This is a genomic window from Micromonospora sp. NPDC002717 (assembly GCF_040295705.1).
Lineage (GTDB): Bacteria > Actinomycetota > Actinomycetes > Mycobacteriales > Micromonosporaceae > Micromonospora.
On the sequence record NZ_JBEOVW010000027.1, the window covers coordinates 68,633 to 81,164 of the forward strand.

A 12,532-nucleotide genomic window follows, 5' to 3' on the forward strand; every position below is an offset into this window, starting at 1 on the left:
ATGTCCAACTACCTAACGAACAACGACTCCGAGCGGCCGGCGGCGCAGAAGCGTCGCCGCAAGCTCTGGCTCGCCAGCGGTGTGGCCGGGTTGACCGGCGTGGTCAGCATTGCCGCCGTGGGTGTGGCCACCGGCGCCGGCGCCGTCGGCGCGGACGCCCTGAACTGGTCCACCGCCCAGGTCACCAAGGACGGCGACCAGGGTCGCGAGGACGACCGGGGCCGCGAAGGCGACCGGGGCCACGAGGGCAAGGAGGACCGGGACCGGCACGACAAGGACCGCGGGAGGGAGGTGCCCTGCGACTCGGACAAGCTGATCCAGGCGATCATTTTCGCCAACAACAACCACGGCGGCGAGTTCAAGCTCGCCAAGGACTGCACCTACAAGCTGACCCGCTCGGACAACCACGGCAACGGCCTGCCCGTGATCAAGGAGAAGATCACGCTCAAGGGCCACAACACCAAGATCGAGCGGGACGCCACCGCCGAGCAGTTCCGGATCTTCAACGTCGGCAGCGGCGGCGACCTGACGCTCAAGGGCCTGACCGTCAAGAACGGCCAGACCGTCGAGCGCAAGAAGGAGCCGCGGATGACGGCGGAGGCGGTGTGGTCGCGGTACGCCAACTCCGTCGAGGCCGCCGCCGCGGCCCAGGCCGGCAAGCCGTACCTGGAGCTGCTCCAGGCCGCGCCCAAGGGCGCGGCGGCGGCGAACGCCGAGGCCGCCCCCGGCGCCGAGGTCTCCGCCGAGGAGAAGCAGAAGAAGAAGCAGACGCACGACGGGGCCGGCATCCTGGTGCAGCCAGGCGGTAAGGCCGACCTCGAGAAGACCCACGTCGTGGGCAACCAGTCGGGCGGCAACGGTGGCGGCATCGCCAACTACGGCAAGACCAACCTGCGCCACACGACCGTCGAGGACAACACCGCCTTCCTCTTCGGCGGTGGCATCTTCAACGCCGGCCTGCTCCGGGTCGAAGAGTCCAAGGTGACGCACAACCAGGCCATCATCGGCGGCGGTGGCATCGCCAACGGCGCCCCGGAGTTGCACCGGCACGACGACATCGACGGCGGCACCGTCTGGATCGACAAGAGCGAGATCAGCCGCAACGAGACGCTCGGCTTCGGCGGCGGCCTGCTCGACGTCGAGGGCGACACCACCGTCAAGGACTCCAAGATCACCGACAACTTCGCGGGGGTCGCGGGTGGCGGTATCGCGACGGCTGAGAGCCAGCTCGACCTGAAGCACGTCCTGGTCGCCAAGAACACCACCGTCGGCGTGGGCGGCGGCCTCGCGCTCGGCTTCGGCACCCACGCCACGGTCGAGAAGAGCGAGATCGCGGAGAACGTCGCCGGGTTCTTCGGTGGCGGCGTGTTCAACCTGTTCAGCCAGGTCACGTTCCGCGACAGTGCGATCGTCCGGAACCGGGCCGTCGGCCCGATCGGCATCGCCGGCGGCATCTTCAACGTCCGCGGCGAGGTCACCCTGCACAACACGAAGGTGGCGGACAACTTCTCCACCTTGAAGCCGGGCGGCATCTTCAACTACCAGGGCGACGTCGACGTGGACGACAAGTCGGCGATCAGGGGCAACAAGCCGACCAACTGCGAGGGCAGCCCCACTCCGGTGGAGAACTGCTTCGGCTGATCACCCTCGGGCGACGTGCGGCCGGCGCCACCGGCACCGGCCGCACGGACCGGACGAACACCGAACCGGCCCCCTCCCGCACTCGCGGGAGGGGGCCGGTTCGCGCCGCGCGTCAGCTCTGCACGAACACCGCCACACTGCGGGCCGGCACCGTGAACGTGCCGCTCGCCCGGTCGAACGAGGCCGTGCGCAGCGCCTCGTCCGCCGAGGTCCGCAGCACCGGGTGCAGCGCCACGTCCGCCCCACGCAGCCCCGTCAGCTGCTGCGTCGCCGCCTCCGGGGTGGCGTTGAAGACCACCGTCACCGACTTCCAGCGCCCGTCGAGGCCGCGGCCGTCGAGCGTCATGGTGAGCACGCCGGGCGTCTCGGCCGCGCCGGAGAGCGGGAAGGCGACCCGCTTCTGCACCTGTTCCGCCGTGGCCAGCCCGAAGACCGGCGAGGAGCCCCGGATCTTCAGCAGCTCGGCGTACCGGGCGTCGGTCATGTTGATCGCCGCGCAGTCCGGCACCAGGGCCGGATCGGCCAGCAGCGGCTTGGCGTACGGCCACTTGTCCCGGTTGTCCTGCGCGGGCGGCAGCCCGGCGCCGAACCCGTTGCCCTGGGCGCAGTCCCAGCGGATCTGGTTGAACCAGTCACCCGAGTTGTACGAGTTGCGGTCCAGCGACTTCGAGCGCAGCCGCTCGGTGCCGGTGGTGACGAACCCGGGACCCTGCCCCATCACCACGGTGCTCAGCGCCAGCACCTGCATCCGGGCCCGGTCCGCCACGGGGGTGTCCTGCGGCAGCTTGTACGCCAGCGCGTCGTACAGGATCTCGTTGTCGTGCGCGTCGACGTAGGTGACCGCCTCCCCGGGCACGGCGGTGTAGCCGGCGGGCGAGCCGTTGTAGTCGACCTGCGCGCCGGTGACCTGCCGGCCGGCGGAGTCGGTGAACCGGTAGCCGCGCAGGTTGCCGGTGAGCCCCACCTTGATCAGATCGTGCTGGTGCAGCAGGCGGGCCCGCTGCTCGGCCGCGGACCCGTTCACCGGATCACCGTTGGGGTCGGTGAACAGGCCGGAGGCGAAGCCCTGCACCCGCGGGTTGGCGTCGAACGGCCCGCCGCCGCGCACCGCGTCGCGGAGCCGGTCGTTGAAGGTGCCGATCCCGGTGCCGGCCATGTTGGCCTGGGTGGCCTGCACGAACCGGGCGTCGCCGGCTACCTCGCCGAAGTTCCAGCCCTCGCCGTAGAGCAGGATCTTCTTCCCGTCCACGCCGTCGCGGGCCACGGTCAGCTCGTCGAGCGCCTTCCGCACGGCCAGGATGTTCGCCTTCGGGTGGTGGCCCATCAGGTCGAACCGGAAGCCGTCCACCTTGTACGCCCTGGCCCAGGTGACCAGCGAGTCCACCACGAGCTTGCCCATCATGGCGTGCTCCGGGGCGGTGTTGGCGCAGCAGGTCGAGTTGGCGACGCTGCCGTCCTCCAGCAGCCGGTGGTAGTAGCCGGGCACGACCTGGTCGAGCACGGACTTCGGGTCGGCACCCGCCGCCGACGTGTGGTTGTAGACGACGTCCATCACCACGCGCAGCCCCGCGCCGTTGACCCCGGCCACCATCTGCCGGAACTCCGTGGTGCGCTTCGCCCCGGCCGGGTCGACGGCGTAGCCGCCCTCCGGCACGGTGTAGTGCAGCGGATCGTACCCCCAGTTGTAGCCGTCGGTGTCCGCCACCGCCGCGACGCACCGCTGCTGCTCCTCGGAGTCCGGCGGCAGCGCGGCCAGGTCGCAGGCCGGCTGCCGCTGGTCGGCCCGCCGCTCGGGGATCGTGGCGAAGTCGAACGCGGGCAGCAGGTGCAGGTGCGTCACCCCGGCGTCGCCGAGCGCCCTGAGGTGCGCCATGCCGGCGCTCCGGGGATCGGTGAAGGCGAGGTAGGTGCCCCGCCGCTCGGCCGGCACGGTGGTGTCGGCGACGGAGAAGTCCCGGACGGACAGCTCGGAGATCTGCACCTTCGCCGACGGCACGGCCGCCGGCTTGCGCAGCGTCGCCCAGCCGGCCGGCGCGAGCGCCGGGTCGGCCAGGTCCACGATCTGGCTGTGCGTGGAGTTCGGCGCCAGCGCCAGCGAGTACGGGTCGGTCACCGCGGCGGTGACCATCTGCTGCGTCGCGGGCTGCCACGCCTGCACCTGGTAGCGGTAGTACTTGCCGTGCCAGTCGCGGGCGCCGCGCACCGACCAGACGCCGGTGCGGTCGTCGCGGCGCATCGCCACCGCCTTCGGCTGCCCGGTCGGCGAGTCGAAGAGCTGGAGCGACACCTGCCGCGCCGTCGGCGCCCAGACCGCGAGCGTCGGCACCCTGCCGGCGAAGGTCGGCCCGAGCTTCGCGTCGGTGGCCCGGGCGTAGACGTCGTCGAGCACCCCGGGGATCTGCACGCCGGTCGCGGCGAGCAGGGTGCCCTCCGCGTCCCGCTCGGTCACCAGGAGCTGCCCGCGCAGGGCCGCGGGGACCCTGGCCAGGTCGCGCCGGTCGAGGGCGAAGCTCCGGTACGCCCACAGGTGCGGGAAGGCCGCGCGCTGGGCCTCGGTGAGCCCGTTGCGCTGCGCCGTCAACGGCAGCGTGGTGTACGTGCCGGTCAGCTCGCCGTCGGCGACGGTGACCCCGCCGGCCGGGGCGGTGACCAGGGCGTACGTCCTGCCGTCGGTGGGCCCGGTCTGCCAGGCGACGGTCGAGCGGTCGAGCCAGTGCGCCTTCTGCCTGGTGATGTCGACGTCCCGGGCGGCGCCGGACGCGGTGGACGGCAGCAGCCGCCCGGGCGTTCCGGCGAGCAGCCACACCTCGCGGCCGGCGGTGGCGAAGTCGAGCCGCTGGTCCTCCGGCAGGTCCTTCTCGTCCCCGGAGTGGATGATGTAGCTCAGCCCGGTGGCCCCGGCTGCGAGGGGCACCCGGAACACCGCGCCGAACGCGTCGACGCCGGCCGGGGCGAGCGGCTTCGCCCAGTCCGTCGGGTTGGCGGCGCCGTCCCACAGGTGCAGGCCCCAGCCGTCGTAGTTGCCGTCGGCGCGGCGGTAGTGGATGAGCGCGGTGCCGTCCTCGACGGGCGGGTCGGGCTCGCCGGTGGCGGCCTGCCGGGTCGGGTAGATCGCCGGGTCGCCCTGCTTGACCCAGACCTCGCCGGTCTGCGTCACGTCGATGGTGCGGTCCTGGCCGACGTCCTTGTTCCCGTTCCTGTCGACCACCAGGAAGCCGACCGACTTGGCGCCCGGCTTGAGCTTCACCCAGGCGAACCGGCCGTAGGAGTCCTCGCCGGCGAACGGCTGTCCCTTGGGCCACTCGGTGGCGTACGCGGGGTCGATGTCGCCCCAGGTGTAGAGCCCCCAGTCGTCGTAGCCGCCGGCCGGGCGCTGGTAGTGCACCACCGCCCAGTCCCGGGAGGCGGACTGGGCCGGGGTGCCGACGGTGGCCGTGGACCGGGCCGTGGCGGTCCGGCCCCTGCCGTCGCGCACGACGGCCTTGTACTCGACGGTCGTGCCGCCGGCCAGCCCGGTCAGGTCGTGGTGGACGGTGTACGGGGCCCGGTCGGCGCTGCCGAGCAGGGTCCACTTCCCGCCGGCGACCCGGGCGGCGACGGTGACGGTGGCCAGCGGGTCGCCGGTGACCTGGGCGGTGACGGCGGCCTTCGTGGCGACGGGCTCGCCGGGCGCCGGAGCGGCGATCGTGATCTTCGGCGCGGCGTCGGGCAGCGCGATCGGGGTGCCGGCCCGGTGCACCACCGCCGACAGCGGCGGCACGGTCAGGGCGAGCCTGCCGTCGGCGGCGGCGGCCGGGGCGGCCGAGCCGCCGTAGACGCCGGCAAAGGTGGCGCCGGCCGACCAGGTGTCCACGGTGACAGTCTGCGCGGTCGCGGCGTTGTTCACCGCGACGACGTACTCCGTGCGCTGCTTCGGGTCGATCCGGGAGAACGCGAAGACGCCGGGTCCGTCGGCGGCGTACCGGGTGACCTGGACACCGTCGCGCAGGGCCGGGTGCGCCTGGCGCAGCGCGCCCAGCTCGGCGATGGCCCGGTAGAGCGGGTGCGTCGGGTCGAACTGGTCGACCGCGTGCGTCCGGTCGGTGCCGAGCAGGTCGTCGTCGAGGTAGTCGGGCGTGCGGGAGGCGAACATGTCCTGCCGGGCGTCCTTGTCGCCGCCCGGACCGGTGAAGCCCTGTTCGTCGCCGGAGTAGACCACCGGCTGGCCGCGGGTGAGGAACATCAGCTCGTGGGCGAGCCGGTCGCGGCGCAGGTGGCTGGCCGGGTCGGTGCCGCCACCGGCGATGAACGAGCCGATCCGGCCCATGTCGTGGTTGCCGAGGAAGGTGGTCAGCCGCCGCGCGTCGGTGTCCCGGGAGCGGTAGAGGTCGTCGCGGGCGTACACGTCGGCGAGGGCCTTGGCGGAGCCGTCGCCGGCGGTGTAGCCGCGCGCGGCCTCCTGGAAGGCGAAGTCGAGGGTGGCCGGCAGGCCACCGCGCCGCACGTACGTCGAGGTGATCTCCGGGTCGGCGCTGTAGACCTCGCCGAACATGAAGAAGTCCTTCTTGCCCGCGCGGTCCGCGGCGCGCTCGATGCCCTGGCTGAACTGCGGCCAGAAGTCGAGGTTGGCGTGCTTCACGGTGTCCAGCCGGAAGCCGTCGACACCGGTGGACTCCACCCACTCGGAGTAGACCTTCGTGAGCCCGCGCACCACCTCGGGGCGCTCGGTCCACAGGTCGTCGAGCCCGAAGAAGTCGCCGTACTCGCTGTTCTCCCCGGCGAAGGTGGAGTCACCCCGGTTGTGGTACATGGTCGGGTCGTTCAGCCACGCCGGGACCTTGACCTTCGCGTCGGCCGGGGTGTCGAACGTCGGGGTGTACGGGAACGACGTGGTGTCGACCTTCGGGAAGTCCCGGCTGCCGTCGGCGTAGTGGCGGTCCTCGAAGGCCCACCCCTGCGCGTCGGTGTAGGGGGAGGTCGCCTTGTCCACGTAGGTGTACTTGTCCTCGGCGTACTTGATGACGTCGGCGGTGTGGTTGACGATGACGTCGAGGTAGACCTTGATCCCGCGCTGGTGGGCGAGCCTCACCAGCCGCTTCAGGTCGTCCCTCGTGCCGAAGTGCGGGTCGACCTGGGTGAAGTCGGTGATCCAGTAGCCGTGGTAGCCGGCCGAGACGTCGGAACCGGTGCCCTGCACGGGACGGTTCTTGAAGATCGGGGCGAGCCAGATGGCCGTCGTGCCCAGCCCCTGGATGTAGTCGAGCCGGTCGGTGACGCCCTTGAGGTCGCCGCCGTGGTAGAAGCCCTTGTCCTTCGGGTCCAGCCCGGTGGAGAGCCGGTCCCCGGTGAGGCCGCCGGCGTCGTTGCGCGGGTCGCCGTTGGCGAACCGGTCCGGCAGGACGAAGTAGAACTGCTCGGCACGGGCCTGGTTGCCGCCGGCCGCCAGCAGCGCCTCCGCCGGGGGCTCGGCGCGCCACTGGGTGGCCCCGGCCGCGGCGAGCGGCCCGGTGCCGTCCGTGCCGTCGGTGGCGTCGGCGCCGAGCTGGTGTACGGCGACCGGGGTGCCCACGAGGGTGAGGGTGAGCAGGGAGACGAGGGCGAGCAGGGCCTTGCGCGGTATCGGCGGGGGTTTCATCGACGGCCTTCCTCTGGTCGCTGATTGGCCCGCACGCTAGCCCTTGCCGAAACATTCTGCAATACCTTGCAAACAGAGTCGCAACAAAGCAGTGCGCTTGCAAAAGCAGGGCCCGGCGCGTTCGCGCCGGGCCCTGCGAAACGTCGGTGGCCTACAGCCCGTGGCAGGCGACGCCGTCGACGGTGCAGCTTGCCGGGCGACTCTCCGCGCGCTGGACGTAGAACCGCAGCGCCACCGACGCTCCCCCGGCCAGATCCTGGCCACTGCGGTAGGTGAAACCGTCGTCGGTCCGGGTGGCCGTCCCCTGTGGCGCGCCCTCGATCCACGCGCTGCCCAGCCGACCGCCCGAGAAGGCGAGCCGGGCCGTCCACGCCCGGCCGTCCCGGGAGGTGTTGCTGACCAGCACCTCGCCGACGAACCCGCCGTGGGACTCGTCCACCACCCGGTACCGCCCGCTCACCGGCGACGCGGTCGGCGGCAGCAGCAGCACCGTGTCCTCGTCTCCGCCAGGGTTCGGGGACGGCGTACGGCTGGAACGCGCCGGCGTGGGCCCGTCCGGAGTGGACCGGCCGGTGACGCGGCCGGACGGCGTGGGCGACGCCCGCCGCGACGGCGACGCGGCCGTGGCCGGCACGCTCGGCGCGGGCCACGGGTCGAGCAGGGCGAGGGTCGGCTCGGGCGGGCCGGGCTGCGCGTCGAACGCGGGGCTGCGCCCCCGGTAGGCGCCGAGCGCGATGACCAACAGCACCACCATCACCCCGGCGCCGACGGACACCACGATCCACGGCGAGGACGCGATGACGGCCGTGCCGTAGGACCTGCTCGATGCTCGGCGCATGCCGGACACCCTCCTCCAGCGGTCGTCCGAGAAAGCGTAGCGGTCGCTGGCAAGGAGGTGGACGCCGGAACGGCCCCGCCGGACGGGACGGTCAGGCGGCGCGCAGGACCGTGCAGATGACCGGGCCGTCGTCGGTGGCGCGCAGCAGGTAGCGGTAACGCTCGCCGGGCACCGCTCGACCCTGGCTGTCCAGGAACTCCCACTCGACGGCCACCATCGTCAGCAGTGCCGACATCGGCTGCACGTCCTCGATGGCCGCGTGCGCGGCGACCAGCTCGCGCTCCTGGTAGTCGGGGGCGGCGCCCACGAAGGACAGTGCCACCGCCGCCGGGGAGGTGAACGAGAAGCTGTACGTGTCGGCGACCACCAGCCCCGGCAACGCGTAACAGCCGGCGATGGCGGGCAGGTCGCCGGTGGTCAGCGCCACGCCGTACCGGTCGAAGAAGTCGGTCAGCGTGTCGAGATCGGTGGAGGCTCTCACAGGGACAGAATTTGCCTGCCGGCCGCCGGGCCAAACCTCAGCGCGGCGGGATGTGCACCTCGATCTCGGCGCCGAGCCGGGCGTCGCCGGCCAGGCCGAGGTCGTCGCCGCTCCAGAACCGGCCCGGGTCGTACCAGTTCGGACGCCGCCCGGCGGGGAGCAGCCCCATCGCCTCGTAGGTCACCGCGACGACCTCCGCGCAGTACGCCGTCTCCAGCGCGCGGTCGCGCACCGACGCCCCGGAGCGGTCCCGGCCCCGCCCGGGCAGCGCCGGGACCCGCATCGCCGGCACCCGACCGCGCACCCAGCGCCAGGCGAGCTGGGCGGTGGAGGGGAACGGCGTGCCGTCGAGCCGGGCGACGGTGCGCAGCACCGCGTTCTCCATCTCCGCGTCGGCCGGCGGGTCGAGCTGGCGCAGCCAGGCGCGCTGGCCGTACCGGTTGGCCCAGACGCAGACCGCGTCCCGCAGGTCGTGCAACTGCACGCCGCGCTGGTGGGTGCCGGACCACATGTCGGGCAGCGACCTGCCCAGCTCCGCGTGCCACATCAGGGGCGGCATGTCGTCCAGCACCACCGCCATTCCGACGTGGTTGACCGGGCTGTTGGTGGTCAACTGGATGGCCCGGTCCGGCACGCTGCGGCCCCGGAACACCCACACGTCGCCGGTGCGGGTCAGCTCCACTGCCTCGTCCAGGCTGATGCTCATGGGGGTCTACCCTAGGCCGATGCGGCAACGGATGCGGTGGTGGAAGGTGCTCGGGCTCGCGGGTCTCGCCGGCGTCGCGGCGTCCGGCGTGGTGATCGCGCGGGCGGAACGGCGGCGTCGGGCGTACACCCCGGAGGAGATCCGGGCCCGGCTGCGCGACCGGCACGCGGAGGCGGCGACGCCCACCGACGACGCGCGCTGACGACCGGCGGGCGTCAGTTCTCGTCGTGGTGGTTGCGGTCCCAGCGGCCGCCGACCGGCGGGGTGTCGAGCCGCACCGGCCCGACCGCGTTGCCGGCGAAGTCGTTGTCCTCGATCCGGCAGGACACGCAACTGCCGTCGGGCGTGATCCAGAGCGCGTGGGTCTGGGTCTGCTCGTCGCGGTGGTCCCAGACGCGGTTGCCCCGCACCGTCGCGGAGTCGACCGCCGCGTTGACGGTGATGCCGGCCCGGACCGGCGGCGCGGCCGGCAGCTCATAGGACGCGCCGGGCGGCGGCGTGTCCTCGTTCCACCCGGTCGGCGAGTCCGCCCGCACCTCGGCGAGGGTGAGGTCGGTGTCGGTGTTGGACACCACGACGGCCCTCCGTGACCCGACCCGCACCACCTTGCCCCGGTGCCCGTCGCGCGGCCAGTGCGCCGTCTGGTCGGTCACGGACCGGTCGTGGTAGCGCACCGACTCGCCCCCGCCGGCCGCGGCCGGGGCGCACCGCCGACCGTTGCTACGGATGCGGTTGTTCACCACCACCGCGTCGGTCATCGGCCGGTCGATCCGGATCGCGTCCAGGCCGTTGTCCCAGAACTCGTTGCTGTCGACGACCACGTCCGCCGCCGCGCCCCGGTAGCCGTGCCCGAGGTCGTGCTCGTGGTGGCCGTACCCGCCGTTGCCGCTGATCCGGTTTCCACGGATCGTGTACGGGCCCGGCGTGTTGCCGATGCTGACCCCGTCGCGGACGTTGCGGTCGATGACGCAGTCGGTGAGGATCCCGCCGCGGCCCGCGACCCCCGCCGTGCCGTTGGCGGAGACGTCGAAGCCGGCGTCCAGGTTGCCGGTGAGGGTGCAGGCGGAGACGATCAGGCCGTCGGCGCCCCAGTCGGAGATGCCGAAGCGGTTGGCCTGGCTGTGGCAGCCGATGATGCGGTAGCCGCGCGGCGGCGTCCAGTGGTCCTTCTGCAGTTCGAGGAAGATCCCGTTGGTGCCGTTGCCGACGGTCGTGCAGTTGGCGATGGTGAGCCGCTCCACCTCGCCCCACCCGCCGATGCCGACGCCGATGCCGGCCCCGCCCATCTCCTCGCCGTTGTCCAGGCGGCCGCAGCCCACCACGACCACCCCGTCGATGAGGCTGTCCTGGAGGAAGTCGCAGCCGAGGCCGGTCGCCCCGGTGTGGTGGATGTAGAGGTTGCGGAAGACGCCGCGCACGACGTACTGGAGGCCGAGCCCCTTGGCGAGGTAGCTGTACTCGACCATCGCCACCCCGGATCCGTCGATCTCGAAGTCGGCGAAGGTGCAGTCGGCGATGTGCCGGTCGCGGTTCGCGCCGTGCTGCACGGTGGTCCAGAAGGCCAGCGGCGTCGGCTCCGCCCGGTTCCCTTCGTTGCTCAGCAGGAACCGGGTCGCTCCGGGGCCCGCGCCGATCAGCGACACGCCGCTGCGCCACACCGTGCCCGCGTCCCGGATCGAGTAGATCCCCGGCGGGCAGTAGATCACCCGGGCCCGCCCGTCGGCGGTGTACCCGTCGCCGAGTCGGTCCACCAGGGCGGACAGCGCCGGCTGGTCGTTCGTCACGCCGTCACCGCGCAGCCCGTACGCGCGCGCGTCGCACCACAGGGGCGCCCCGGCGACCGGGGTGAGCCGCTGCGGAACGGCGGTGGACAGGCTCCGGCGCGACATCGACCCCTCCTCCTCGGCGTGCGGCGGGTGCACTCCGAGCAGGCCGCATTCCCGGCGGCTACGGGCGGAAACGCGTCACCGGTTCACCTGTTCACCGGGGGCGAGGGGCGGCCCGGCGCCGCGCCGCCGCCGGGCGCCGCGCCGCTGCGGCGCACCGCCTCCGCCACCGCCTCCGGCGTACGGCCCACGAGCGCGCTCCCGTCGTCGAGCAGCAGCAGGGGCCGCTGGATCAGCTCCGGGGCGGCGACCATCGCGTCGATCCAGCGCGGCTCGGCCGCCTCGTCCCGCGCCCAGTCGGCCATGCCCAGGGCGACCGCGGCGGGTTCCTGCGTCCGGCAGACGTCCCAGGGGCGCGCGCCGAGCCGGCGCAGCACCTCGGTCAACTCCGCGGCGCTCGGCGGCCGGTCCAGGTACGGACGCACCCCGTAACCCACACCGGCCTCGTCCAGGGCGGACCGGGCGGCGGCGCACTTCGAGCAGGACGGGTTGTTCCAGATCTCCATGCCGTCATGGTCGCAGCAGTCCCGTTTCCGGCCGGCGGCGGCCACGGCGACCGCGATACGGACCGGCACCCGACGCGCCTCGCCGACCGGATCGGCGCTGGAAAGCCCGGACGACCTCGCAGGCCATTCAGCTCGGGGTACCGCTGCCCGGCCCCTGTCGAGCTGCCCCACAGGCGGGGCAGCGCGACAGGTCCTCCCGCGCTCGGCCCGTCGGGCCCTGTGGAAGCGGGCAGACGGGTCACCACCTCGCAGCCGACGCCTCGCCGGCGGCCGTACGGCACAAACCGACATTCGGGCACGGACGACGCACGGTCGCCCGGGGTGCCGGTCGCCTGGGGTGTCGTGTCCGGTTGGTGGTGGGTTGCGGTGGCGGGCGCCACCGCCCCGCCGGGCATGGGCCGGGAGGCCGGGGCGTTGTAACCACCGTGAGCGCGTGACCCCCGGGACCGTTTCGGCGGCCCGGGGCAACCGGCCGGAATGCCGGCCGGACCCGCGTCGTTACATCCCCCGGGACCGCGCCCCCCGGGCGCACCCCACTTCTGGCGTGACCTTTCCTCACCCCGCGGCGCACCCGCCCCCCTTCCGGTGTGTGCCGCGCATCCCCCGATCGAAAGGTGCATACGATCATGCGTACCGACCTGATCCGTAAGGCCGCCCTGACCGCTGCCGGCCTCGCCTTCACCGGCGGCGCCATCGCCGGCCCCGTCACCGCCGCCCACGCCGCCCCCGCCGACAGCAAGCCCGCCACCACCCAGGACCGCAAGAGCGGCGAGAAGGAACTCGGCGTGCACTACGAGGCCCAGCCGAACTTCTTCTACTGCGGCCCCGCCGCCACCCGCAACGCCCTGAGCGTGCAGGGC

8 protein-coding genes and 1 pseudogene are annotated in these 12,532 nt (G+C 72.9%); 3 read left to right on the top strand and 6 right to left on the bottom strand.

Annotated elements, in window-relative coordinates:
• Positions 1–1,641: a hypothetical protein gene (locus ABT006_RS28675; RefSeq protein ID WP_350711430.1), complete on the top strand. Its 1,641-nt coding sequence runs from the start codon at positions 1–3 to the stop codon at positions 1,639–1,641.
• 112 nt (positions 1,642–1,753) lie between these two features.
• Here the strand turns inward: ABT006_RS28675 and pulA are convergent, their stop codons facing one another.
• The 4 genes from pulA to ABT006_RS28695 form a co-directional block, all read right to left on the bottom strand.
• Positions 1,754–7,255 carry a pullulanase-type alpha-1,6-glucosidase gene (gene pulA / locus ABT006_RS28680; protein WP_350711432.1) on the bottom strand — a complete coding sequence of 1,834 codons (5,502 nt, stop codon included), beginning with the start codon at positions 7,253–7,255 and terminating at the stop codon, positions 1,754–1,756.
• 151 nt (positions 7,256–7,406) lie between these two features.
• Positions 7,407–8,093 carry a cellulose-binding protein gene (locus tag ABT006_RS28685; protein ID WP_350711434.1) on the bottom strand — a complete coding sequence of 229 codons (687 nt, stop codon included), beginning with the start codon at positions 8,091–8,093 and terminating at the stop codon, positions 7,407–7,409.
• A gap of 91 nt (positions 8,094–8,184) precedes the next feature.
• Entirely contained in the window at positions 8,185–8,574 is a 390-nt protein-coding gene (locus tag ABT006_RS28690) for a DUF6841 family protein (RefSeq protein WP_350711436.1), read from the bottom strand.
• Between the two features lie 37 nt (positions 8,575–8,611).
• Positions 8,612–9,280 carry a hypothetical protein gene (locus ABT006_RS28695; protein ID WP_350711438.1) on the bottom strand — a complete coding sequence of 223 codons (669 nt, stop codon included), beginning with the start codon at positions 9,278–9,280 and terminating at the stop codon, positions 8,612–8,614.
• A gap of 19 nt (positions 9,281–9,299) precedes the next feature.
• Between ABT006_RS28695 and ABT006_RS28700 the strand changes: the two genes are divergently transcribed.
• Positions 9,300–9,482, top strand: a complete 183-nt coding sequence (locus ABT006_RS28700) for a hypothetical protein (protein ID WP_350711452.1) — start codon at positions 9,300–9,302, stop codon at positions 9,480–9,482.
• A gap of 13 nt (positions 9,483–9,495) precedes the next feature.
• On the opposite strand, the gene ABT006_RS28705 is transcribed toward ABT006_RS28700, so the two are convergent.
• On the bottom strand, positions 9,496–11,169 hold the full coding sequence (locus ABT006_RS28705) for a right-handed parallel beta-helix repeat-containing protein (protein ID WP_350711440.1): 1,674 nt from the start codon (positions 11,167–11,169) through the stop codon (positions 9,496–9,498).
• A gap of 83 nt (positions 11,170–11,252) precedes the next feature.
• A complete protein-coding gene (locus tag ABT006_RS28710) occupies positions 11,253–11,741 on the bottom strand; it encodes an ArsC/Spx/MgsR family protein (protein WP_350711441.1) in 489 nt (162 codons plus the stop codon).
• 557 nt (positions 11,742–12,298) lie between these two features.
• Between ABT006_RS28710 and ABT006_RS28715 the strand changes: the two are divergent.
• Positions 12,299–12,532 (top strand): annotated as a pseudogene (locus ABT006_RS28715) (C39 family peptidase); the annotation flags it as partial.

What these genes read in the sequence shown, in the direction of transcription:
- ABT006_RS28675 (WP_350711430.1), top strand. Translation starts at nt 1, where the DNA reads ATGTCCAACTACCTAACGAACAACGACTCCGAGCGGCCGGCGGCGCAG.
- pulA (WP_350711432.1), bottom strand. Translation starts at nt 7,255, where the DNA reads ATGAAACCCCCGCCGATACCGCGCAAGGCCCTGCTCGCCCTCGTCTCC.
- ABT006_RS28685 (WP_350711434.1), bottom strand. Translation starts at nt 8,093, where the DNA reads ATGCGCCGAGCATCGAGCAGGTCCTACGGCACGGCCGTCATCGCGTCC.
- ABT006_RS28695 (WP_350711438.1), bottom strand. Translation starts at nt 9,280, where the DNA reads ATGAGCATCAGCCTGGACGAGGCAGTGGAGCTGACCCGCACCGGCGAC.
- ABT006_RS28700 (WP_350711452.1), top strand. Translation starts at nt 9,300, where the DNA reads ATGCGGCAACGGATGCGGTGGTGGAAGGTGCTCGGGCTCGCGGGTCTC.
- ABT006_RS28705 (WP_350711440.1), bottom strand. Translation starts at nt 11,169, where the DNA reads ATGTCGCGCCGGAGCCTGTCCACCGCCGTTCCGCAGCGGCTCACCCCG.